The sequence below is a fragment of the Streptomyces sp. NPDC006332 genome, from assembly GCF_040612855.1.
Taxonomy (GTDB): domain Bacteria; phylum Actinomycetota; class Actinomycetes; order Streptomycetales; family Streptomycetaceae; genus Streptomyces.
This window is the reverse complement of record NZ_JBEXRA010000016.1, coordinates 71,161-92,808: the sequence shown is the minus strand read 5'-3', so window position 1 is coordinate 92,808 and position 21,648 is coordinate 71,161. Positions and strand designations below refer to the sequence as shown.

Sequence of the window (21,648 nt, the reverse complement as noted above, 5' to 3'; positions counted from 1 at the left end):
GCGGTGCAGGCAAGTCTCGGCCTCTCTTCTCCATGACCCCGCGATCACCGCGCGATGACCGCTGCGCGGTCAGTGGAACAAAGCGGTCAGGAGGTCGTCGCCCATGCGGCGCACCCGTTCGAGATTCAGCTGGTAGTAGGCGCGGCGTCCGTCGCGTTCGACCGTGACGAGGCCGGCCTCACGCAACCGCGCCAGGTGGCGGGACACCTGGGGCAGGGACATGCCGCCGCGGTCGGCCAGATCGGACGGGGTGAGTGGTTCCCGCGCGATGGCACGCACGATGCGTTGGCGGCCCGGATCGCACAGCACCTCAAGGCGACGGTGCACGACCGCGTAGCCGGGCTGGTCGTCGCCCTCCACGAGCACGGGGTACTGGACCACTGCCGCGAAACCCGGCTCGTGCTTCACCAGCAGGTGCGGGCGACCGAAGGCCGACGGCACCACAAGCACCGGGGTGGTGGCGACGTTCACGATTCCGTGGTGGAACTTGTCGAAGACGACACGTGGCGGTTCGTCGCGGTACGACGCCGAGGGATCCAGACCGGCCAGAGTCCTGCCCGGCCCGTCATGCTCGATCGACATGCGCAGTCTCGTCAGCTGGGCGGCGATCGCACGCTCGGCCCGGGTCAGGTCCGGCTCCAGGGCCAGGGCAGCTCCGGTCAGAAGGTCGAGCAGATCCGCGCGCAGCGCGTCCGGGGCGTCCAGAAGCCTGCGCGCGAGCTCGGCTCTGGCGGTGGAACGGCGCTCCGTCGCCGCCAGCAACCCCGCACGCTGCCCTTCATCGCGGAGAACCCGGTTCAGCGGGGCGCCGGAGTTGCCGCCTCGGATCGCGTAGCCGGTCAGCTCCGCGAAGAGCGGGAGCGGCAGGCTCTCGATGTCCGCGAGCTCCTCGGTGAGCACACGGTCTCCTGCCGCATTCAGCGGGAGGAGATAGCGGGCCCGGTACGAGGCCCACAGGGGCGCCCATTCCCTGATGCGACGGCGCAGTTTCGGAGTGAGCGTGGAGGCGGATGCCGTGCCCTGCACCGATGTGTCACCGCGGTCCGGGTCTGCCTCGAGGCCGCGAGCCCAGCGCATCGCCCAGGGGTGGTGCTCGGCCTCCGTGTAGGCGTGCAGCGCGGCGGTCAGCTCCGCGAGCTGCGACGCGCCCGCCAGGACGTGTGCGGGGCCTGCTCCGGCGAGTGAGAGGACGACGCTCATGGCCACCTCCGACCCGTCGAGCACGTTGGTTACCGCACCCTCGTCAACCATTGTAGGTACGGCCTTCCACTCCGCCTACGGTTCCGGCAACCCCGACGGACCAGCCCGGAGTTGCCATGACCCCTCATGTCCCCGCCGACCTTCGTGCCGCAGTGCACGAGCGCCGGACCGCGCTCGATCAGCTAAGTCTCGACCTCCACGGCACACCGGAGACCCGGTTCGAGGAGCACTACGCGGTCGAGCAGCTCGCCGCCCGGCTGTCCGTGGCGGGCTTCGAGGTGGACAAGGGAGTGGCGGATCTGCCGACAGCGTTCACCGCGACGCACCAGGGGTCCTCGGACGGCCCCACGATCGCGGTTCTCCTGGAGTACGACGCGCTGCCGGGCATAGGCCACGGTTGCGGCCACAACCTCATCGCGGCAGGCGGGCTGACCGCCGCCGTCGCCGCGGCCGCCGTGCGTCCCGGCCACCGCGGCACCCTCAAGGTGATCGGCACGCCAGGTGAGGAAGGCGGCGGTGGCAAGATCCTGATGCTGGAGCGCGGTGTGTTCCGGGGAGTCGACGCGGCGGTCATGTTCCATCCGGCGGACCGCAGCCTTCGCGCCCGGCATGCGCTCGCCGCCAGTCACCTCCGGATCAACTTCCACGGGGTCGCGGCGCACGCCGCGAAGGCGCCCTGGGACGGCCGCTCGGCCGCCGCCGGAGCACAGCTGTTCCTCGCGGCGGTCGACTCCCTGCGGCAGTTCATGCCTCCGACCGCCCGGGTGCACGGCATCATCGCTCGTGGAGGTGCCGCCCCCAACGTGGTCCCCGACCACACGGAGGTGGACATCTTCGTCCGTGAGGCCACCTCCACGGCCCTGGACGCCCTGTTGCCCCGGGTGCTCGCCGCAGCGGACGGAGCCGCGCTGGCCACCGGCACCACCGTCGACCACGTCGAGACCGCGCCCCGGTACACCGAACGCAACAACAACATGGTGATGGCCGACCGGCTCGCTGCCTACACTGTCGGCCTCGGTCTCGAACTGGAGCCGCCGTCTCCGCAGCATCCGGCCGGTTCCTCCGACATCGGCAATGTCTCGCTGGCGCTGCCGGTGATCCATCCCTACGTCCAGATCTGCCCGCGCGAGACCCCCGGGCACTCCGTCCGGATGCGCGAGGCCGCCCGCAGCCAACGCGCCCACGACGCGGTCGAGACCATGTCCGCCGCGCTGGCCGCACTGGTCCTGGACCTACTCGAGGATCCACGCCTTCTTGACGAGGTCCGCGCCGAGTTCCAGGCATCCACCTCCGTCCCCGCTCATGGTCAGGAACCGCGATGACCTCCTCGTCCCCTGTACCCCTTGCGTCCGACGCCCTGATCAACACGTTCTTCAAGTGGGACCTGATCGCCCAGACTTTTCCCCGGCTGATCACCGAGGGGCTTCTCAACACCCTGACCATCGCCGCTGGAGCCATCGTCCTGGGCGTCGCCGTCGCACTGCTGGCCGCCATGCTGCTGTTGTCGAAACGCTGGTGGGTACGCCTGCCCGCACGGATCTACGTCGACGTCTTCCGGGGCCTGCCCGTGATCATCACGGTGATGCTGGTGGGCGTGGGTCTGCCCGCCGCAGGCATCCGTCCCTTCGGCACCGACCCGTTCGGGTACGCGATCCTCGCGATCGGGATCATCTCCGGTGCCTACACCGCAGAGATCTTCCGCTCCGGTATCCAGAGCGTCGACCCCGGTCAGCTGCAGGCCGCCCGCAGCCTGGGCATGGGTTACCTCAAGGCCATGCGCCTGGTCGTCGTGCCCCAGGGCATCCGACGGGTGCTGCCCGCCATGGCCGGTCAGTTCGTCAAGGACATCAAGGAAAGCTCTCTGGTCTATCTCCTCGGTCTGGCCGTCGGGCAGCGCGAGCTGTACTTCATCGCCCAGGAAGAGGTCGCGCGGACGTACAACTCCTCGCCCCTGATCGCGGCCGGCATCTGCTATCTCGCCCTCACCATCCCCCTGACGTACTTCGTGAACTACCTCGACAGGCGACTGCGCGAAGGCCCGCACTCCGGCAGCGCTCCCGCACCCGCCGAACCCGACCTGCCCAAGACCCCGGTCCAGGCCGCGGGAGGAGAGAGCTGATGAGCCCCACGACCACCGGTGAGGAACCGATGCCCTCCGCAGCCAAGGCACCCGCCGCCTCCGCCGCCCTGCGGGTCACCGCCCTCCGTAAGAGCTATGGCCACACCACCGTCCTGCGGGACATCACCCTGGACATCCAGCGGGGAGAGACCCTCTGCCTGATCGGGCCGTCCGGCTCCGGCAAGTCCACGCTCCTCAAGTGTCTCAACCTGCTGGAGCGGCCCGACGCGGGTGAGATCTGGCTCGGCGAGACCTGCCTGACGGCGCCGGGCGCCGACGTCGACGCCGCCCGCGCCCGCGTCGGCATGGTCTTCCAGCACTTCAACCTCTTCCCGCACATGAGCGTCGAACGCAACGTCACCCTCGCGCTGACCTCCGTCAAAGGCATGACGCGTGAACAGGCACGCACCACCGCGCGACGTCATCTGGACGAGGTGGGTCTCGCGGCATTCGCCCAACAGCGGCCCAGTCGGCTCTCCGGCGGGCAGCAGCAGCGCGTTGCCATCGCTCGCGCCCTCGCCATGGAACCGGAGCTCATGCTCTTCGACGAGGCCACCTCCGCGCTCGACCCCGAACTGGTCAAGGACGTGCTCGCCGTGATGCGTGACCTCGCTCAGGGCGGCATGACCATGGCCGTCGTCACCCACGAAATGGGCTTCGCGCAGGAGGCCGCCGACCGCGTCGCCTTCATGTGCGACGGCCGCCTCGCCGAGATCGACACCCCCGACCGGATCTTCGAAGGCGCCCAGCACCCCAGGTTGCGCCAGTTCCTCAACCAGGTCCTGTGAACGCCCCTCCTCAGCAGAAAGCCCAGACCATGCACATCTCGTGTACTCGCAGATCCCTGCTCGCCGCCACCGCGGCCGCCGCCTTGCTGCCCGCGCTCACCGCCTGTGGCGGAGGCAGCGAGGTCGCGGACTCCGCGTCCGCCAAGTACAAGTTGGTCCAGCCCGGAGTGATCACCGCCGCCACCCAGGCCGAACAGCCGCCCTTCGCAGTCGTAGACGCCTCCGGCAAGCCGAGCGGCTTCGCCGTCGACCTGATGAACCAGGCCGCGAAGCGCCTCGGCGTGAAGGTCCAGTACAAGAGCACCAACTTGCAGGGCATCCTCGCCGGCCTCTCTGCCGGGCAGTACGACATCGGCGTCGCAGGCGTCGGCGCCACCCCCGAACGCAAGAGGCAAGTCGCTTTCACGACGCCCTACTACTGGGGCTTCACCGACATCGTCACCCTCAAGAGCGGCAAGCAGAACAAGGTGCCCGACTTCGACGGCCAGCGGGTCGGCGCGGTCAGCGGATCCGTACAGGAGACGTTCGTCACCCGCGAGATGCCCGGAGCCCACCTGGTCAAGTTCAAGGACCAGACAGCGCTCATCACCCAACTCCTCTCAGGCGGCGTCAAGGGCGTCGTACTCGGCGGCGCCGACGCCGACGAGTACGCCCGGAAGCAACCGGTACGCATCGCCGTGGAGTTCGACAGCCTGCAGGGCAGCGCGTTCCCGCTCCCGAAGGACGGCGACCCGAATCTGCTGAAGGACATCGACGCCCAGATCGACGCGATGATCGAAGACGGCACCTACATCAAGCTCTACAGGAAGTACTTCCACGATCCCATCGCCCATGACCTGATCCTGGAACGCCCCAAGCTGGCCCAGCAGATCACGAAGAACCCCGACCTGGCCCCGACCTACGGCTGAACCAACAGGGGCGCAGATCAAGGTCCGCGCCCCCCGTCGAGAGCATGTCCGGTAAACCCGTGACATCCGCACGTCGATACGCTCGGCAACCTCAGTCCGGGCCCGGCCGGCCACTCGTCTGCGCTCGCCCTTACGATGCGCTCTGTTGTTCGTCGATCCGGGACGCCCGACCCGTACGGTCGCCGTCCCGGCACTCCGCCCGGACCAGGAGCACGGTACCCGTGTCCATACCCCCGCCCCCTGGGGCCCCGCAGCCACAGGAACCCCAAGGGCCGTACCCCCAGGGCCAGTACCCGCCGGGGCCGGGTCCGGGGCCGTACGGACCCTATGGGCCGCCGCCGTACCAGACCTGGGGCCAGGGTTACAGCCCGTACGCGCGGCCGGCGCCCGTCAACGCCCTCGCCGTCGCCTCGCTGGTGCTCGGCATCCTGTGCTGTGTGCCGGCGGTCGGGCTGGTGCTGGGGCTGGTGGCGCTCGGTCAGATCCGGCGGAAGGGGGAGCGCGGGCGGAGCATGGCCATCACCGGATCCGTGCTGTCCTCCCTCGGGCTCGCGCTGTGGATCGTGGCGCTGGCCACCGGAGCGCTCTCCGACGCCTGGGAGGGCTTCAAGGAGGGGGCGCGGGGCAACGGTTCGCTCTCGCGCGGCGAGTGCTTCGACGCGCCCGACGGATTGCAGGGCGCGTTCTACGACCTCGACGAGGTGCCCTGCGCCGACCGTCACGACGGGGAGGTGTTCGCCGTCGTCAAGGTGCCGGGCGGCCGGTTCCCCGGCGACGACGAGGTCAGCGACATGGCCGGGGAGAAGTGCTACCCGCTCCGGTCGTCGTACGCCATGGACACCTGGGCCCTGCCGGCCGACGTGGACGTGTACTTCATCGTCCCGTCCGCCGACAGCTGGCATACCGGCGACCGCGACATCACCTGCGCGTTCGGCAACACCGACGAGCGGGGCAGCCTGCCCGGCGGCTCGCTGCACAAGGACCAAGCGGCCTTCGACGCCGACCAGATCGCCTACCTGAAGGCGGCCAACCTCCTGGACGCCGCCCTGGATTCGGCGCCCGTGGATGCCCCTGAGGACGACCTGGCCGCCCACACCGAGTGGGCCGGCGAGGTGTCGGACGCGCTCACCGAGGAGGTCGGACTGCTGCGTGACCACACGTGGCCCGCCGACGTGCGGGAGCCGGTCGACACCCTGGTGAGGGACCTGGAGGCCCTGGAGAAGCCGTGGGCCGAGGCGGCCGACGCCCAGGACGTGGACGCGTTCTACCAGCACTACGACGACGCGATCCGCCTCGACGACCCCGACAGGTCCGTCAGCACGCGCAAGGCCCTCGGACTCGCCACCACCCCGCCCTCGTCCGACGGAGACGGCGGCGGCAAGGGGAACGGCGACGGGGACGGCAAGGGCGACGGCGGAGGTGACTCCGGTCTCGATGTGTGACGGTGCCCATAGCGGGGAGAAAGTGCCTGCGTAAAGCCTGTCACGGGCGCATGTCATCACATCGAGTGATTCTCTGGCCTTTGCTTGCGTCGGGGAACCTACGGTTGCCACGCTGTTGCTGTCTGTACAACCTGATGGGAGCGGCCAGTGACAATCGGTGAGCAGCCGGCGTATCTGCGCGTCGCGGGGGATCTCCGCCAGAAGATCGTCGACGGTTCGCTGCCACCGCACACCCGCCTCCCGTCCCAGGCCAGAATCCGCGAGGAGTACGGCGTCTCGGACACCGTCGCGCTCGAAGCGCGCAAGGTGCTGATGGCCGAGGGGCTGGTCGAGGGCCGCTCGGGCTCCGGGACGTATGTGCGCGAGCACCTCGTTCCCCGCCGTATCGTCCGCTCCGGATACCGCCCGGCCGACAGCGCCACCCCCTTCCGCCAGGAGCAGGCCGACGGTGAGGCGCACGGCACCTGGGAGTCCAGCAGTGAGCAGGCCGAAGCGAGCGACGCCGTCGCCGAGCGGCTCGCCCTCGCGCCCGGCGACCGCGTGATGCGCACGCACTACGTCTTCCGGGAGGCCGGCGAGGCGATGATGCTCTCCACCTCCTGGGAGCCCCTCGCCCTCACCGGCCGCACACCCGTAATGCTGCCCGAGGAGGGGCCCGTCGGCGGCATGGGCGTGGTCGAACGCATGGCCGCCATCGACGTCGTCGTGGACAACGTCACCGAGGAGGTCGGCGCCCGCCCCGGCCTCGCGGAGGAACTGCTCGCCCTCGGCGGCGTCCCCGGCCATGTCGTCCTGGTCGTCCAGCGCACGTACTACGCCTCGGGCCGCCCGGTGGAGACGGCCGACCTGGTCATCCCCGCCGACCGCTACCAGGTCGCGTACCACCTGCCGGTGAAGTAGCGCACCCCGCACACCGAACGCGCCCCGCACACCGAAAGCGCCCAGCGCACCGAACGCGCCCAGCGCACCGAACGCGCCCCGCACGCCATCCGGAAGTGACGTCGCGCACGTTTCCGGTGTGAACGGCGCACGCCCTCCGGGCAGTTGCCTCGGGCGAGTACCCAACCGACGCCGCTGCGCGGGAGGTTGGTATCCAGCCGTTCTCGCAGGTCGGCGAGTGCGCGTCGGTCATGCCGCCGCCCCGAGACAGCGGGAGGGACCAGGGGCGCGTTCGGCGGAGTGCGCCCCGGGGGCGGTCGGTCCGTCATGGCTGGTTGCGTACCTCTTTGTGAAAAGCCGTGTTCGCTGCGTAAAGGTTGGGCGTAGGCTCGGGCATATGCGGAATGCGGTTTCCTTATCGGGTGGGGCGCGGCGCAGGCAGCGGACGGGAAGCGGAGGGGCGCGATGAACGACAGCACGATCACTCTTCCCTGGCTCGTCATACGGCAGGACGACAGCGGCAATCGCTATCGCGTGGGCCGGTACGCGACCCGGGCCGAGGCCCAGAAGATCGCGGACAGTCTCGACGGGCGCGGCCACAAGCAGCTCTACTGGGTCGAGCGCATCGGCCCGAACGGAACGAGCTCGGCGGACTGATCCCGCCCCGCGCCGGCCCGCCCGCCCTCCCGTAGGCTCCGGCGCATGACGGAACGGATCGTGGTGGTGGGGGCCGCCCTCTTCGACGGCGGCCGCCTCCTCGCCGCGCGCCGCAGCGCGCCCCCCGAACTGGCCGGTCGCTGGGAGCTGCCCGGCGGCAAGGTGGAACGGGGCGAGACGCCCGAGGCGGCCCTCGTGCGCGAACTGCGCGAGGAACTCGGCATCGCCGCCGAGCATGGCGAACGGGTGCCGGGGGAGTGGCCCCTGAGAGCGCCGTACGTCCTCCAGGTGTGGACCGCCCGGCTACTCCCGGGCTCCGACGGGCCCCGGCCCCTCCAGGACCACGACGAACTGCGCTGGCTCACGCCCGAGGAACTGTGGGACGTGGACTGGCTGGAGCAGGACGTACCCGCCGTACGCGCGACGGTCGCGCTGCTCGACAGCCGCGCGCGCTGATCGCCCGTACGCCGTTCGTGCCACAGTGCGCCGCCGAGTGCGGTACTGCCCTCTCTATATCGGGTATGTGCCCATTAACCCCATGAAACCGGACATGGGTGAGCTGGTCGGCCTTGGGATGTGATCGGCGTGATCGACACCGAAGGCGACTGTGCCGAGTGGACCTTCCCCGCGCGACCGGACGCCGTGCGAGCGGCCCGCGACGCCGTCCGCGGCCTGCTGCGCGAGTGGGACCTCGACAGCCTCACCGACCTGGCCGCCCTGCTCGTCAGCGAACTGGTCACCAACTCCCTGCGGCACGCCACCGGCCCCATCGGGGTACGGCTGGTGCGGCCCGCCCACTTGGGTGGTGTCCTGCTGGTGGAGGTCTCCGACCCGCTCCCGGACCCGCCCCGCGAGCGGATCGCCCGCCCCGATGACGAGAGCGGCCGGGGGCTGCTCCTGCTCGCGCGCTCCTCCAGCCGCTGGGGTACCCGGCCCGGCGAATCGGGTAAGACGGTGTGGTTCGAACTCGCCGTACCGGGGTGATCCGGGGTGTACGTCCGGGCCCGCGCTGTCCACGGACGGGTTCAGCCGGTGGCGGTTGTCGGCAGGAGTGATTCGACGAGGTGTCCGCTGGTTAGAAGACTGTTGGTGTTGGCGCGGTCCGGACCGAAAACCATCGGGACCGTGCTGTGATCGTGAACACCGTGTTGTGCGGCGACGTAGTGCTGGATACTGCGGGCAGCCGCTGCCGGTGACCGGTGCCGGACACGGTGAGCTGGAGGGGACGGTTCGCGTGAGCGAGATACCAGCGAAGGCCACGGGGTCCGAGGACCCGGCGGACCGCGCGGGGGTCGGGGCTGCGGCTGACGCCGCGGCGGAGACCGTGCCGGGCGAGGTGCCGCCCGGTGACGCCATGTGGCAGAGCAGCCCACCCGGCTCGATCTACGACTACATCAAGGTCGCCTCGTTCTCCATCGGTCCCGGCGGGCTGGTCGACCAGTGGAGCCTGCGCGCCGAGCAGCTTTTCGGCATCCCGGCCCAGCGGGCCGTGGGCATGGATCCCATCGAGGCGTTCATCGACCCCGATCTGCGTGAGCGGGGCCAGCGCAAGATGGCGGAGATCCTCGACGGCCGGGAGTGGACCGGAGTGGTCCCCTTCCGGGTGCCGGACACGGACGCAGGGGAGCCCGGGCGGCAGGGCCTCGCCGAGGTCTACGTCATGCCGACGCGCACCGAGGACGGTGAGAAGGCCGCCGTCTGCATCGTCGTGGACGTGCGCACGTTGCGCAGCATCGAGACCGACCTTGCCGCCTCGCAGTCAATATTCGGCCAATCTCCTTTCGGTTTCCTGCTCATCGACACCGACCTGCGGGTACGCCGCGCCAACCAGCAGTTCGCCAACACCTTCGGCGGCAGCCCCGACGACCACCATGGCCGCGGAGTCCACGACTACCTCCAGCGCTCCGAGGCCGAGCGGGTCGCCGCGACCCTGCGCCGGGTGCTGGAAACCGGCAACTCCATTACGGACATGCACGTCACGGGCTTCGTGCCGGGCCACGACGAGCGCCGCCACTGGTCCATCAACCTGTACCGCGTGCACAGCGGTTCCGGCCGGCCCATCGGCATCGCCTGGCTCGGACTCGACATCACCGCCCGCCGTGCCGCCGCCCGGGAGGCCGCCGCCGCCCGACGCAACCTCGCCCTGCTGAACGAGGCGGGCGCCCGCATAGGGAACTCCCTCGACCTGGAGACCACCGCCCGCGAACTCCTCGACGTCGTCGTCCCCGGGTTCTGCGACCTCGCCACCGTCGACCTGTACCAAGGGCTGCTGGCCGGCGACGAGACCCCGCCCGGTCTCGCCGACGGCAGCGCCGAACTGCGCCGGGTCGCCTTCGCCAGTGCCGTCTCCGACGCGCCCTTCGTCGGCTCCGGCAAGCCCGTCTCGCTCGGCGCGGTCCACCACTACCCCTTCAACTCGCCCTGCGCGGACGCCCTGCGCACGGCCAAGCCGCAGTACATCCCCGCCGAGGAGGGCGGCCTGGTCCAGTCGACGCTCGCCGTGCCGATGGTCGCCCACGACACGGTGGTGGGCCTGGCGCAGTTCTCGCGGACCAAGGGCAGCGAACCGTTCGGCGACCGGGACCGTGACCTGGCGGTGGAGCTGGCGGCCCGCGCGGCCGTCTGCATCGACAACGCGCGCCTGTACCGGCGCGAGCACGAACGGGCTTTGATGCTGCAGCGGTCGTTGCTGCCTCCCGGCGACCCGGTCGCCTCCGGTCTCGACATCGCCTGCCGCTATCTGCCCGGCAACTCCTCCTCCGACCGGCCGAGCGAGGTAGGCGGCGACTGGTTCGACGTCATCGAACTGCCGGGCCACCGTACGGCCCTGGTGGTGGGCGACGTGATGGGCCGCGGGCTGCGGGCGGCGGTCGCGATGGGCGAACTGCGCTCCGCCGTCCGGACGCTGGCCCTGCTGGACCTGGAACCGGCGGAGGTGCTCTCCGCGTTGGACGAGATCGCGCGCGGTCTCGGGGCGCCCGGTGGCGTCCAGCAGGCCACCCGCGCCGCCCGCCGCCCCCGCGAGGCCGACCTGTCCGAGGTGTACCTAGCGACCTGCGTCTACGCGGTCTACGACTCGGTGACCCGTCGGTGCACCTTCGCCAACGCGGGCCATCTGCCTCCCGTACTGGTCGAGCCCGGCGAGGCGGCCCTCATGCTCGACGTGCCGCCGGGCATGCCGCTCGGCGTCGGCGGCGAGCCCTTCGAGGAGGTCGAGGTCGATCTCCCCGAGGGCGCCCTCCTCGCGCTCTACACGGACGGACTGGTCGAAAGCCGCGACCATCCCCTCGACGAGGGCCTCCAGGCGTTCGTCGGCACGCTCACCGATCCCTCCGCCCCGCTGGAGGATGTCTGCGACCACGTCCTCAACACCCTCGACACCCACCATGGCGAGGACGACATCGCCCTGCTGATGGCCCGCGTCCAGGGCCTGCCCGCCAACTCGGTCGGCGACTGGACCCTGCCGCGCGAGCCACGCAGCGTGGGCAAGGCCCGTGAGTACGCCCGCAACCAGTTGATCAGCTGGGACATGGAACCCCTGGTCGACACGACGGAGTTGTTGGTCAGCGAGCTGGTGACGAACGCCCTGCGGTACGGCGAGGGTGAGATCCGCTTGCGCCTCCTGCTGGACCGCACCTTGGTCTGCGAGGTCTGGGACTCCGGCCTGGTCCAGCCGCGCCGCCGCCGCGCCCGCGACACCGACGAGGGCGGCCGGGGCCTCCAACTCGTCGGCCTCCTCAGCGCGGCGTGGGGTTCCCGACGTACCCCCCGCGGCAAGACGGTGTGGTTCGAACTCCCGCTGCCGGACGGGGAGCACACGCTGGCGGATCCGGCGGAGGCGTTGTTGAGTTTGTTCTAGGCGGCCGGGGGTGTCTTCAGGGCTTCGACGAAGGTCGTGAACGCTTCGGCGGGGACGGTGAGGGTTGCCCTTGTCGGGGTCTTGGTGTCGCGGATGGCGACGTGGGTGGGGAAGTTGGCGATCTCGACGCAGTCGTTCCCATCGCCCTCGCCGGAGTAGGACGACTTCCGCCAGTTGTCGGGAGTCTTCATGGGGTGCCTCACAGCTCCTTGGCCAGCTCGTGGATGAAGTCGCGCGACCGTTCGGGCTCAAGTGATACAGCCTCCACTTTACGGAAGCGTGTTCGGTACGCGTTGAGCTGGGCTTCGGAATCGATGAACACGGAGCCGTGCGGCGCGTCACGCACCACCGTGTCCAGCTTGGGCAGAGGGCCGCCCACATACGTCATGGTGCTTGAGGCTCTGGAGAAGCCGTCCAGGTCGAAGGGGATGACCCGCAGGGTGATGCGGTCCGTTTCGGAAAGCTCCAGGAGTCGGGTGAGCTGAGTCCGCGAGGCCGGGCGGTCGCTGACCCTGATACGTAGCGCCGCTTCGTGGATCACCGCCTCGTACGGGAAGGTGACCTCCTGGCGTGCCATTCGGTGAGCGACGCGCAACTCAAGCTCTTCGGTCGTGAGTTCGGGCACCCTGGAGGAGAAGACTGCCCGTGCGTACTGCTCAGTCTGGAGCAGTCCGGGTACGTACAGGATGCCTACGTCGCGCCGGAACGAGGCGTGGTGATCGAGCTCCGACAGATCCAGGAACGACGTGGGCAGCAGCCCCCGGTACTCCTCCCACCAGCCGTTTGTCCGGTAGGTGGCCATCGCGACCAGGGCATCGACCAACTCGTCGTCCGTGCAGGCGTAATGGGACGCGAGGCGGCGAAGCCGCTTCTCGCTCACGCCCGCGAGTCCGGACTCGATATGAGTGATCTGGGCGGGACTCACTCCGAGCAGTGCGGCCGCCTGGCGAGCGTTGAGGCCTGCCGCTTCGCGCAGTCTGCGCAGTTCGGTCGCCAGGCGCATCTGGCGGGCCGTTGGTTCACGCCTCAAGGTTCTCGATCGCTCCTCGGCTCAACGCGCCCGAAGGCACGACTCGTTCGGCGCCAGATTACGCGATCGGCTTGCTGAATCTCTAGATTTAGATCTACCGTCGGTGACGCGACGTACACGCTGCGGAAACGCCGGGGTACCGGAAGCGCACCGCCCCGTCCTGCCATGACGGCGCGGCAATGCCACCGCCGGCCGACCGCGCAAACCCCCACCACCGAACGGAGTTCACGCATGCCCGAAAACGAAGCCGAACCCTGGGAGTACTCCCTCTACATCCCGAACGACCTCAGAGCCGTCACCGTCAGTCGGCGCACTCTCCGTCTGATCCTCACGATGCATGGGCTGATCGGCCTGGTGGACGTCGCGGAGCTGCTCGCGGCGGAGTTGGTGTCCAACGCCGTACGTCACACGAAGGGGCCCGCCGCCCTCAGGGTGCGGTGGGCGGCAGGGGTGCTGCGGATCGGGGCGTGGGATGCCGACCCGGAGCCGCCGGAGCCGCCGAGGGCATGGGAGCAGGGGGTCGATCTGGAGGAGGGGCGGGGGCTGGCGTTGGTGCGGGCCTGTTCCGATCTGTGGGGGTGGCATCCGCTGGCCAGGCAGGGGAATCGGGGGAAGTTCGTGTGGTGCGAGTTGGCCGCGGTGTGAGTCCGCTTCTGTCCCATGGTGTGGCTGTCCCCACCGTCGAGAGGTGGCCCACCGGATGGGCAATGACATCGGTGGACGGCGATCGTATGCCCAGGAAGACGACGTGAATCAAAGGGGAAACCAGTGGAGCGTCACACGGAGCGTGCACTCGACCGTCGCACGTTATTGGCCGGTACGGCGGCAGTCGGTGCGGGACTGGTGTGGGGAGGCGGGGGAACGGCCGCAGCGGGTGGGTGGAGAGGGCCGGTGAAGCAGGCGGCGGTGGACGCCGAGGCGGAGCGTCTGGACCGCGTGCTGATTCAGCTGCGGCGGGACATCCACCAGCACCCCGAGGCCCCGGGGCAGGAACAGCGCACCGCCGCCGTGGTGGCCCGCGAGCTGCGGGCGGCGGGGCTGACCGTCACCACCGCGGTGGGCGGCAATGGAGTCGTCGCGGTCCTCAAGGGCTCGCGTCCGGGCCGGACCGTCGCCTACCGGGCGGACATGGACGCGGTTCCGCCCAAGGACATCGTCGGCGGAGGTCCCGCGCCGGCTCATCTCTGCGGACACGACATCCACACCACGGTGAGCATCGGCGTCGCGCGGGTCCTGGCGCGGCTCCGGCAGCAGTTGAGCGGAACGGCGGTCTTCCTTTTCCAGCCTGCCGAGGAGAGCCTGTCCGGCGCCCGCGCACTGATCGACTCGGGCGTGCTGGAGCGTGAGCACGTGGAGGAAATCCACGCGCTGCACTGCGGGCCCTTCCCTGTCGGTCAGTTCGCCGTGACTGGGGGCTATGGGATGCCGGGCCAGGACAAGGCGGAGGTGACCTTCTCCGGACCGGACGCACAAGATGCCGCGCGGCGCCTGGCCGTCGACATCGGCGCGCTCGCAACCGTGGCTCTGCCGCAGACCCCCGCGGACCTGGAGCGGATCGTCGCCGAGGCGCAGACTCCCGACGGGCCGCTGACCCGGTTCGTAGCCCTCCGGGCAACAGCGCAGGAGGCCAAGGTGACTGTGTCCTACCGCTGCTGGCCGCAGGAACGGTACGTCGAGGTGCGCGAGAACATCCGTCGGCTGGCCATGCCGTACGCGGGGGCCGGGGTGCGCTTTCCCGCTGAGCCGTTCCCGGCCATGGTCTGCCCGGAACGCGACGCGCGCCGGCTCGGCCGCCACCTGCGCTGCACCCTCGGCAAGGACCACGTCACCGAGCTCCGTGCCGCCTTCCCGCCCTTCAGCGGCGAGGACTTCGCCCTCTTCCTGAACCGGCTCCCCGGCACGTACACCTTCCTCGGTGTCCGTTCACCGGGCGCCCCCATCACGACGAGCTATCCGCACTACCCCGACTTCTCCCCGGACGAGCGTGCCATCGGCGTCGGTGTGCGGGCGATGGCGGGCTGGATCGCGGAGCGCACCCACACGAGCGCGGGCCCTGCCGGGCGGGCTCAGTCGGCGTGGGGGGCTGCCTGACCTGCTGCCGTTGCCTTTCTACGGTGAAGGGGAGGCGCGGCGCGCTCGGGTGCGTGGGCCGCCGAAGCTCGGGGGCGGGTCGCCGCCGGGAGCGCCGGTGAGCAGGATCCCGCCGAGGACGGCCCCGCTGACTCGGCTCATGTGCTCCGGTGCTCCGGCGACCGGATTGCCGTGCAGGCGTACGTCCCGCTCGGCGAGTTCGCGGGACTCCCGGGCCAGAGTGTCGGCCGTGAGGGGATCGGGCGGGTCGACGGTGAGTGCCCGGCGGGCCTCCGCGAGCCGGAGCCGGGCCCCGCTGCCCACGGCACCCCGGTGCGTCTCGATGAAGCCGTCCGCCAGTCCGGTCGCACTCCGGGCAACCAGCAGCCCGGCCACCGACAGCACCCCGGTGGTCCGTCCCGACGTGAGCGGCTCGGTCGCCTCCACGATCTGCCGCAGGGCGTCGAGGGGGTCGTACGGCCCACCAGTGGCATGGTTCCGTACGAGGGCCAGAACGGTGTCGGCATGACGGAGCTGTGCGGACAGCGCGCCCACCGGTGCGCCCACGCCGGTTGCTTGTCCCCGTATCCCTGACAGCTCTGCCTCCGCTCCAGTCAGCGCCGCCGGTAGCAGGGCGGTCGCCGTGCCGAGTTCGGCGGCGAGTCGGTCCACGGCGGTGAGCAGGACGTCGGCCTGAGCCACGGCGCCCTCGGCGGCCCGCAGATGGTGGGCCGCGGGCCCGGGGTCGGTCCAGTCGGACGCCTGACGGGCCTGGTTGAGGCGAGTGGTGGCGAACACCAGGCGGTCCTTGGCCTGTTCGACGTACCCGGTGACCGGGGCGGTCGCGGAGGGCGGGTACCGCTCGGCGAGATCCCTGAGGGCGGCCTCCGTGGTCCCGGTGCGTGCCGCGAGTTCCCGGAACCGGGTCTCCGCGACCGTCAGGGCCTCTTCCAACTCCCCTTCCAGCGCGCGGAGTCGGTCGAACCCGGCCGCCTCCGCGTCCAGCAGCCGCCCGGCCTCCTGGCAGCGGCCCATGATCCCCGCGAGCACATGCCGCCGCGAGGCCTCGTCCGCCGGGACACCGTCGTCGTACCGCCCGCGTATCCGGAAAGCGGCGGACAGTTCGGCCTCCGCGTCCCGCACGGCCCGCGCGAAGGGGGCGACGGCCTCGGACCCGAACCTCGCCTCGGCGAAACCGAGTTCCGCGCGGCTGGTGCGGACCCAGTCGTCGGCCTCGGTGAGCATGGCCCGGGGCTGCTGGTCCAGATCGGTGAGGGGCGACGGGGCGGGGAACGCGATGTGGGCGCCGCCGCGGTCACCGTTGCCGCCGGGCGTCGTACGGGTGCGGGCCCGTCGGGTCCGTCGTACGTACGCGTACCCGGCCACCGCGCCCACCGCGCCCGCCGCCACCAGCGGCACGACCAGGTCCACGGCCGAGCTCTCCTCGTCCTCGGGCGCGGCGGCGACCGCCGGAGCGTCGGCACTGATCGCAACCGGACCGTCCGTGTTGATCGTCATGGCTGGCAACACCAGCCACCCGACGCCGACCGCACCGCCCACCACGGCATAGGCCACCCGCGCGGATATGTGGGAACGGGCGCACCGTGGGCGGCCCCGGAACGATGACGTCACATTTCGGAGCGTATGGGGAGGAATACGGGAGCGCGACCCGAGGTGGGGTGGGTGGGGTACGCCGAGACGGCCGAGGGGAGAGGGAACGCATGCTGGAAGGTTCATCGGAAAGTTCTTCGGAAGGTTCTGGGGGGACAGGGACAGGGACAGGGACAGGGACAGAAGCCGAGGAGCGGCCCGAGCCCGAGAAGCGGCCCGAGCCGGAGAGACGGCGCAGACCCTGGGTCCGCTGGGCCCGTCGTACCGCCCTCGGTCTCGTGCTGGCGCTTCTCCTGCCGCTGCTCGGCGCCGAGATCGCCCTCCGCGTGAACTACACCGGTGACCCCGCCGACGGGACGTACACCAGGAACAAGGACGCGATCTGGCTGGGTCACGCCTGGGTCGACGGGCGGAAGAAGGACGCCGACGTCACCGCGCTGGCCCGCGATCTGGAGAGCACCGGCATCCGGGACCTGTACGTCCACTCGGGTCCTCTGGAGCACGACGGCACGCTGCCGACGTCGCTGTATCCCAAGGCACGCTGGTTCGTCGACGCCATGCACCGGGCGGCGCCGGGCATCCGTGTCCAGGCCTGGCTCGGTGACGTCCTCGCGACCGAGAGCCCGGACGGCATGCGACTGGAGCGCCCGGCGACCAGGGCGGCCGTGGTCGCCTCCACCCGCCAGATCCTGACCGCCGGTTTCGACGGCGTCCACTTCGACCTGGAGCCGCTGCACTCGGACGACGGCGACTACCTCACCCTCCTCGACTCCCTGCGCCGCGTCACCCGCGCCCACAACGCCCAGCTGTCCGTCGCCGCCCACCAGATCGACCCGGTCCCCGGCTTCCACTCCTTCTGGGGCACGGTCGCCGGGCACCCCAAGTGGTGGTCGCAGAACTTCTTCGGGCAGGTCGCGCGCCGGGTCGACCAGATCGCGGTGATGTCGTACGACACGATGCAGCCGCTGGAGAGCACCTACGGCGGCTACGTCGCCCAGCAGACCTCGCTGGCCCTGGAGGTCACCCCGGACTCCACCGACCTGCTCATGGGCCTGCCCTTCTACCACGAGAACCGGTTCGGTCACTGGAATCACGCGGAGACCGTCCCGGGCGCGGTCCGTGGCGTCCGCCTCGGCCTGTCCCGCACGGACGCGGACCGCGCCAACTTCGGCGTCGCGCTGTACGTGGACTTCGCCGCGGAGGAGCAGGACTGGGCGGCGTACCGGGACGACTGGGTGCGGGGGTAGGGGGGGTGCGCGGGCGGTGTAAACCTCCCGTGGCCCAGACGTCATGTGTGCTTCGCCCGCGCGGATCCTTCCGTTAGTTGTGGGCGGACTGTGGGCGCCCTACCGTCCACGGATGCGAGCGTTTCTCACCAGCAAGGCCGCCCGGCGTGCTCTGCGCCCGGTGGCCGACCTCATCGATCAGCGCATCGAGCGCCATGTCCGCCGTGCCGTCGGGAACACCCCGGCGGCCGGGAGCACCGCGGCCGCCGGAAGTCCACCGGACGCCGCGCTGCGGGAGGAACTCAAGAAGCTGCGCAGTCGGCAGCGCCCCCTGGAGCTGTTCTTCGACGGCACCGGCCGCGGCGCGTCCCGGCTGCCGTCCGCGCCCCATCTCGACCGCACGATCGCCGAGCTGGCGCAGGTCACCGGGGACAAGGACGGCGCCGAGCGCAACGTCGCCCAGGCGTTCAGGCTGCTCATCGCGATGGAGGCGCTCGGGGTCGGCCGGATCGCCGGCGGCACCATGAACATCGTCGGCAAGCTGTCGGCCGTACCGCTGCTCGACCCGCCGAACGACGACATGCTGGAGATCGGCACCCTGTACGGAATGTTCGGCGCGTCCCTGATCCGGATGATGGAGCGGGCCGGGCGTGAGCCGAAGCTGACGATCGTGGACCCGCTCGCGGGCACGCAGTTGCAGCCCGGCACCAGCATCGGCGACGACGCCTCCGGCACCCCGGTGAACGGAGCCGCGGTGCGCGTCAACCTGGCGCTGGCGGGCGCGGCCGGTGCCGCGACCCGGATCCAGCAGGGCTTCTCCGAGGACCCCGCGGTGCGTGTCCTGGTCTCCGACCGCACCTACGGCGTGATCATCGTGGACGGCGACCACTCCGCGGCCGGGGTCGCGGCGGACCTGGAGTGGGCCGAGCAGATCGTCGCGCCCGGCGGCATCGTCGTCCTGGACGACTTCGGACACCCCAAGTGGCCGGGTATCAAGGAGGCCTTCGAGAAGCACATGACCACCGACACCCGGTTCACCTTCCTCGGCCAGGTGGCCCACTCGGGGTATCTGCGGGCCTCAGCCTGACGAGGGCCCCTCAGCCTGACGAGGGCCCCTCAGCCTGACGAGGACCCCTCAGCTTGACGAGGGCCTGCGGCGGATCTTGTTCCCGAGCCAGACGAGCGGGTCGTACTTGCGGTCGACGGCCCGCTCCTTCAGCGGGATCAGCGCGTTGTCCGTGATCTTGATGCCCTCGGGGCAGACCTCCGTGCAGCACTTGGTGATGTTGCAGTAGCCGAGTCCGTGCTCCTCCTGCGCGGTGCGCTTGCGGTCCAGGCCGGACTCGGCGGCCGCGTCCAGGGGGTGCATGTCCAGTTCCGCGACCCGCATCAGGAAACGGGGGCCCGCGAACGCCGGCTTGTTCTCCTCGTGGTCACGGACCACATGGCAGGTGTCCTGGCACAGGAAGCACTCGATGCACTTGCGGAACTCCTGGGAGCGGTCCACGTCCTCCTGCATCATCCGGTACTCGCCGGGAGCGAGTCCGGCGGGCGGCGCGAAGGACGGGACCTCGCGTGCCTTCGTGTAGTTGAAGCCGACGTCCGTGACCAGATCCCGGACGACGGGGAAGGCCCGCAGGGGAGTGACGGTGATCGTCTCCTCCGGGGTGAACACCGACATCCGGGTCATGCACATCAGACGGGGCCGCCCGTTGATCTCGGCGGAACACGAACCGCACTTGCCCGCCTTGCAGTTCCAGCGGACGGCGAGATCGGGGGCCTGGGTGGCCTGGAGGCGGTGGATGATGTCGAGGATGACCTCGCCCTCGTTCACCGCGACCTCGAAGTCCTCCAGGCCGCCGCCCTCGATATCCCCCCGCCACACCTTGAAGTGGGCGTCGTAGCCGCTCATTCGTACAGCTCCTCTTCGGCGAGGTACTTGACCAGCTCCTCCTTGTCGAAGAGGGCGAGCAGGTCGGCGCGGACGGGTTCGGTGGTCTCCCGGGTGAGGTCGATCTGGCCGTGCACCGGGTCGGTGGCCGCGAGCCCGCCGGTCGGATCCGTGAGCCGGCACAACAGGTTGAGGCGACGCCAGGCGCGGTCCATCGTCGGGTGGTCCTCGCGGGTGTGGCCGCCGCGCGACTCGGTGCGCTCCAGCGCGGCCCGGGCCACGCACTCGCTGACCAGCAGCATGTTGCGCAGGTCCAGGGCGAGGTGCCAGCCGGGGTTGAACTGCCGGTGGCCCTCGACACCGGCCCGGCGGGCCCGTACCCGCAGCTCCCCCAGTTTCTCCAGCGCCTGCTCCATCTCCTCCTCGCGGCGGATGATCCCCACCAGGTCGTTCATGGTCTGCTGGAGTTCCTGGTGAAGGGTGTACGGGTTCTCCGGTGGCCGTCCGGCCTCCTCGCCCTGTGCGGGTCCCTCGGCGGAGAAGGGGCGCAGGGCCTCGGCCGCGGCCGTGTCGATCTGGGTCTCGTCCACGGGCGGGCGCTCCGGGCCCCGCCCGGCCGCGTACTCGGCCGCGTGCAGACCCGCCCGCCGACCGAACACCAGCAGGTCGGACAGCGAGTTGCCGCCGAGCCGGTTCGAGCCGTGCATACCGCCGGCCACCTCACCGGCCGCGAACAGCCCCGGCACCCCGCGCGCGGCGGCCGTGTCGGAGTCGACCGCGATACCGCCCATCACGTAGTGACAGGTGGGCCCGACCTCCATCGGCTCCGCCGTGATGTCGACGTCCGCCAGCTCCTTGAACTGGTGGTACATGGACGGCAGCCGGCGCCGGATCACTTCGGCGGGCATCCGCGTCGACACGTCCAGGAACACTCCGCCGTGCGGGGAGCCGCGGCCCGCCTTCACCTCGGAGTTGATCGCGCGGGCCACCTCGTCGCGGGGCAGCAGCTCCGGTGGGCGCCGGTTGTGGTCCGGGTCCTCGTACCAGCGGTCGCCCTCCTCCTCCGACTGGGCGTACTTCTCCTTGAACACGTCGGGGATGTAGTCGAACATGAACCGCTTGCCCTCGGAGTTCCGCAGCACCCCGCCGTCGCCGCGCACCGACTCGGTGACGAGGATGCCCTTCACCGACGGCGGCCAGACCATGCCCGTCGGGTGGAACTGCACGAACTCCATGTTCAGCAGGGGCGCCCCCGCGAGCAGCGCCAGCGCGTGGCCGTCCCCCGTGTACTCCCACGAGTTCGACGTGACCTTGAAGGACTTGCCGATGCCGCCGGTCGCGATCACCACGGCCGGGGCTTCCAGGACGAAGAAACGGCCCGTCTCGCGCTCGTAGCCGAAGACGCCGCTCACGTTCGAGCCCTCTTTCAGGACCCGGGTGACCGTGCACTCTTGGAACACCTTCAGCCGGGACTCGTAGTCCCCGGTCTCCCGGTAGTCCTCCTGCTGGAGGGCGACGATCTTCTGCTGGAGGGTGCGGATCAGTTCCAGGCCGGTCCGGTCCCCGACGTGCGCGAGGCGCGGGTACTCGTGGCCGCCGAAGTTGCGCTGGGAGATCCGCCCGTCCTTCGTACGGTCGAAGAGCGCGCCCCAGGTCTCCAGCTCCCACACCCGCTGCGGCGCCTCCTGCGCGTGCAGCTCGGCCATCCGCCACTGGTTGAGGAACTTGCCGCCGCGCATGGTGTCGCGGAAGTGGACCTGCCAGTTGTCACCGGAGTTGACGTTGCCCATCGCCGCCGCGATGCCGCCCTCGGCCATCACCGTGTGCGCCTTGCCGAACAGTGACTTGCAGATCACGGCGGTACGGGCGCCCCGCTCACGTGCCTCGATGGCGGCGCGCAGTCCCGCGCCGCCGGCGCCGACCACGACGACGTCCCACTCCTGCCGGTCGACCACGGACATCAGAAGT

Annotated in this window: 20 protein-coding genes; 14 read left to right on the top strand and 6 right to left on the bottom strand. The window is 70.4% G+C overall.

Features of this window, described 5'->3' with window-relative positions; translation table 11 throughout:
- Window positions 1-69 precede the first annotated feature (69 nt).
- Window positions 70-1,200 (bottom strand): DUF5937 family protein, encoded by a 1,131-nt coding sequence (locus ABZ027_RS17075; protein WP_356768939.1) that lies wholly within the window; start codon window positions 1,198-1,200, stop codon window positions 70-72.
- A gap of 116 nt (window positions 1,201-1,316) precedes the next feature.
- Between ABZ027_RS17075 and ABZ027_RS17070 the strand changes: the two genes are divergently transcribed.
- From ABZ027_RS17070 to ABZ027_RS17025, 10 genes are all read left to right on the top strand, one after another.
- Window positions 1,317-2,522: an amidohydrolase gene (locus tag ABZ027_RS17070; RefSeq protein ID WP_356768937.1), complete on the top strand. Its 1,206-nt coding sequence runs from the start codon at window positions 1,317-1,319 to the stop codon at window positions 2,520-2,522.
- Window positions 2,519-3,319 (top strand): amino acid ABC transporter permease, encoded by an 801-nt coding sequence (locus tag ABZ027_RS17065; RefSeq protein ID WP_356768935.1) that lies wholly within the window; start codon window positions 2,519-2,521, stop codon window positions 3,317-3,319. Before ABZ027_RS17070 ends, ABZ027_RS17065 begins: the two co-directional genes overlap by 4 nt.
- Entirely contained in the window at window positions 3,319-4,107 is a 789-nt protein-coding gene (locus ABZ027_RS17060) for an amino acid ABC transporter ATP-binding protein (RefSeq protein ID WP_356768933.1), read from the top strand. Before ABZ027_RS17065 ends, ABZ027_RS17060 begins: the two co-directional genes overlap by 1 nt.
- Window positions 4,104-5,015, top strand: coding sequence for a transporter substrate-binding domain-containing protein (locus tag ABZ027_RS17055; RefSeq protein ID WP_356768931.1), 912 nt, complete (start codon window positions 4,104-4,106; stop codon window positions 5,013-5,015). The genes ABZ027_RS17060 and ABZ027_RS17055 overlap by 4 nt, the downstream gene beginning before the upstream one ends.
- Window positions 5,016-5,236: 221 nt before the next feature.
- Window positions 5,237-6,457 carry a DUF4190 domain-containing protein gene (locus ABZ027_RS17050; RefSeq protein WP_356768929.1) on the top strand — a complete coding sequence of 407 codons (1,221 nt, stop codon included), beginning with the start codon at window positions 5,237-5,239 and terminating at the stop codon, window positions 6,455-6,457.
- A gap of 147 nt (window positions 6,458-6,604) precedes the next feature.
- Entirely contained in the window at window positions 6,605-7,357 is a 753-nt protein-coding gene (locus ABZ027_RS17045) for a GntR family transcriptional regulator (RefSeq protein WP_356768927.1), read from the top strand.
- 444 nt (window positions 7,358-7,801) lie between these two features.
- Window positions 7,802-7,993: an SPOR domain-containing protein gene (locus ABZ027_RS17040; protein ID WP_356768925.1), complete on the top strand. Its 192-nt coding sequence runs from the start codon at window positions 7,802-7,804 to the stop codon at window positions 7,991-7,993.
- 45 nt (window positions 7,994-8,038) lie between these two features.
- Window positions 8,039-8,449 carry a (deoxy)nucleoside triphosphate pyrophosphohydrolase gene (locus ABZ027_RS17035; RefSeq protein WP_356768923.1) on the top strand — a complete coding sequence of 137 codons (411 nt, stop codon included), beginning with the start codon at window positions 8,039-8,041 and terminating at the stop codon, window positions 8,447-8,449.
- Window positions 8,450-8,569: 120 nt separating this feature from the next.
- Window positions 8,570-8,977: an ATP-binding protein gene (locus ABZ027_RS17030; RefSeq protein ID WP_356768922.1), complete on the top strand. Its 408-nt coding sequence runs from the start codon at window positions 8,570-8,572 to the stop codon at window positions 8,975-8,977.
- Between the two features lie 250 nt (window positions 8,978-9,227).
- Complete coding sequence (locus tag ABZ027_RS17025; RefSeq protein ID WP_356768920.1) at window positions 9,228-11,852, top strand: SpoIIE family protein phosphatase; 2,625 nt, start codon at window positions 9,228-9,230, stop codon at window positions 11,850-11,852.
- Here the strand turns inward: ABZ027_RS17025 and ABZ027_RS17020 are convergent.
- On the bottom strand, window positions 11,849-12,043 hold the full coding sequence (locus ABZ027_RS17020; RefSeq protein ID WP_356768918.1) for a DUF397 domain-containing protein: 195 nt from the start codon (window positions 12,041-12,043) through the stop codon (window positions 11,849-11,851). The two genes, ABZ027_RS17025 and ABZ027_RS17020, sit on opposite strands and share 4 nt — an antisense overlap.
- Window positions 12,044-12,051: 8 nt before the next feature.
- The gene (locus tag ABZ027_RS17015; RefSeq protein ID WP_356769077.1) at window positions 12,052-12,855 is read right to left on the bottom strand and encodes a helix-turn-helix transcriptional regulator; all 804 of its coding nucleotides are present in this window, start codon (window positions 12,853-12,855) and stop codon (window positions 12,052-12,054) included.
- Window positions 12,856-13,113: 258 nt separating this feature from the next.
- On the opposite strand from ABZ027_RS17015, the gene ABZ027_RS17010 reads away from it, so the two are divergent.
- Complete coding sequence (locus ABZ027_RS17010; protein ID WP_356768916.1) at window positions 13,114-13,527, top strand: ATP-binding protein; 414 nt, start codon at window positions 13,114-13,116, stop codon at window positions 13,525-13,527.
- Window positions 13,528-13,773: 246 nt separating this feature from the next.
- A complete protein-coding gene (locus ABZ027_RS17005) occupies window positions 13,774-14,973 on the top strand; it encodes an amidohydrolase (protein WP_356768915.1) in 1,200 nt (399 codons plus the stop codon).
- 18 nt (window positions 14,974-14,991) lie between these two features.
- Here ABZ027_RS17005 and ABZ027_RS17000 read toward each other — a convergent pair whose 3' ends face one another.
- The gene (locus tag ABZ027_RS17000; RefSeq protein ID WP_356768913.1) at window positions 14,992-16,470 is read right to left on the bottom strand and encodes a hypothetical protein; all 1,479 of its coding nucleotides are present in this window, start codon (window positions 16,468-16,470) and stop codon (window positions 14,992-14,994) included.
- Window positions 16,471-16,673: 203 nt separating this feature from the next.
- Here ABZ027_RS17000 and ABZ027_RS16995 point away from each other — a divergent pair, with 203 nt between their 5' ends.
- Both ABZ027_RS16995 and ABZ027_RS16990 read left to right on the top strand, forming a co-directional pair.
- Window positions 16,674-17,810 carry a glycosyl hydrolase family 18 protein gene (locus ABZ027_RS16995; RefSeq protein ID WP_356768911.1) on the top strand — a complete coding sequence of 379 codons (1,137 nt, stop codon included), beginning with the start codon at window positions 16,674-16,676 and terminating at the stop codon, window positions 17,808-17,810.
- 112 nt (window positions 17,811-17,922) lie between these two features.
- A complete protein-coding gene (locus ABZ027_RS16990) occupies window positions 17,923-18,876 on the top strand; it encodes a class I SAM-dependent methyltransferase (protein ID WP_356768909.1) in 954 nt (317 codons plus the stop codon).
- A gap of 48 nt (window positions 18,877-18,924) precedes the next feature.
- On the opposite strand, the gene ABZ027_RS16985 is transcribed toward ABZ027_RS16990, so the two are convergent.
- Window positions 18,925-19,701 (bottom strand): succinate dehydrogenase/fumarate reductase iron-sulfur subunit, encoded by a 777-nt coding sequence (locus tag ABZ027_RS16985; RefSeq protein ID WP_356768907.1) that lies wholly within the window; start codon window positions 19,699-19,701, stop codon window positions 18,925-18,927.
- The gene (locus tag ABZ027_RS16980; protein ID WP_356768905.1) at window positions 19,698-21,641 is read right to left on the bottom strand and encodes a fumarate reductase/succinate dehydrogenase flavoprotein subunit; all 1,944 of its coding nucleotides are present in this window, start codon (window positions 21,639-21,641) and stop codon (window positions 19,698-19,700) included. Before ABZ027_RS16980 ends, ABZ027_RS16985 begins: the two co-directional genes overlap by 4 nt.
- Window positions 21,642-21,648 lie beyond the last annotated feature (7 nt).

What these genes read in the sequence shown, in the direction of transcription:
- ABZ027_RS17035 (WP_356768923.1), top strand. Translation starts at nt 8,039, where the DNA reads ATGACGGAACGGATCGTGGTGGTGGGGGCCGCCCTCTTCGACGGCGGC.
- ABZ027_RS17060 (WP_356768933.1), top strand. Translation starts at nt 3,319, where the DNA reads ATGAGCCCCACGACCACCGGTGAGGAACCGATGCCCTCCGCAGCCAAG.
- ABZ027_RS16985 (WP_356768907.1), bottom strand. Translation starts at nt 19,701, where the DNA reads ATGAGCGGCTACGACGCCCACTTCAAGGTGTGGCGGGGGGATATCGAG.
- ABZ027_RS17015 (WP_356769077.1), bottom strand. Translation starts at nt 12,855, where the DNA reads ATGCGCCTGGCGACCGAACTGCGCAGACTGCGCGAAGCGGCAGGCCTC.
- ABZ027_RS17040 (WP_356768925.1), top strand. Translation starts at nt 7,802, where the DNA reads ATGAACGACAGCACGATCACTCTTCCCTGGCTCGTCATACGGCAGGAC.
- ABZ027_RS17020 (WP_356768918.1), bottom strand. Translation starts at nt 12,043, where the DNA reads ATGAAGACTCCCGACAACTGGCGGAAGTCGTCCTACTCCGGCGAGGGC.
- ABZ027_RS16980 (WP_356768905.1), bottom strand. Translation starts at nt 21,641, where the DNA reads ATGTCCGTGGTCGACCGGCAGGAGTGGGACGTCGTCGTGGTCGGCGCC.
- ABZ027_RS17070 (WP_356768937.1), top strand. Translation starts at nt 1,317, where the DNA reads ATGACCCCTCATGTCCCCGCCGACCTTCGTGCCGCAGTGCACGAGCGC.
- ABZ027_RS17000 (WP_356768913.1), bottom strand. Translation starts at nt 16,470, where the DNA reads ATGACGATCAACACGGACGGTCCGGTTGCGATCAGTGCCGACGCTCCG.
- ABZ027_RS16990 (WP_356768909.1), top strand. Translation starts at nt 17,923, where the DNA reads ATGCGAGCGTTTCTCACCAGCAAGGCCGCCCGGCGTGCTCTGCGCCCG.
- ABZ027_RS16995 (WP_356768911.1), top strand. Translation starts at nt 16,674, where the DNA reads ATGCTGGAAGGTTCATCGGAAAGTTCTTCGGAAGGTTCTGGGGGGACA.
- ABZ027_RS17065 (WP_356768935.1), top strand. Translation starts at nt 2,519, where the DNA reads ATGACCTCCTCGTCCCCTGTACCCCTTGCGTCCGACGCCCTGATCAAC.
- ABZ027_RS17075 (WP_356768939.1), bottom strand. Translation starts at nt 1,200, where the DNA reads ATGAGCGTCGTCCTCTCACTCGCCGGAGCAGGCCCCGCACACGTCCTG.
- ABZ027_RS17010 (WP_356768916.1), top strand. Translation starts at nt 13,114, where the DNA reads ATGCCCGAAAACGAAGCCGAACCCTGGGAGTACTCCCTCTACATCCCG.